Genomic DNA, 243 nt, shown 5'->3' with positions numbered 1-243 from the left:
CTACTAACGCTGCGGGTTGTGTCCACACGACGACACTGAATCTGACCATCAACCAACCGACTTCCGAAACAATCACGGAAACGGCTTGCTCAAGTTATACTTACGGCGGACAGACTTATACTGCAAGCGGAACATATACACAGACATCTACTAACGCTGCGGGTTGTGTCCACACGACGACACTGAATCTGACCATCAACCAACCGACTTCCGAAACAATCACGGAAACGGCTTGCTCAAGTT

The 243-nt window shown here is 49.4% G+C and carries 1 protein-coding gene; it reads left to right on the top strand.

Annotated features, from left to right (window positions below):
• Nucleotides 1-243, top strand: a 243-nt coding sequence (locus tag G6047_RS00015; RefSeq protein WP_169525252.1) for a hypothetical protein, incomplete at both ends; no start/stop codon positions are given.

Origin of the sequence: Flavobacterium silvaticum, assembly GCF_012911565.1 — a bacterium.
GTDB lineage: Bacteria > Bacteroidota > Bacteroidia > Flavobacteriales > Flavobacteriaceae > Flavobacterium > Flavobacterium silvaticum.
Note: the sequence above shows the minus strand (reverse complement) of the source record. Positions and strands in the feature narration are given on the sequence as shown.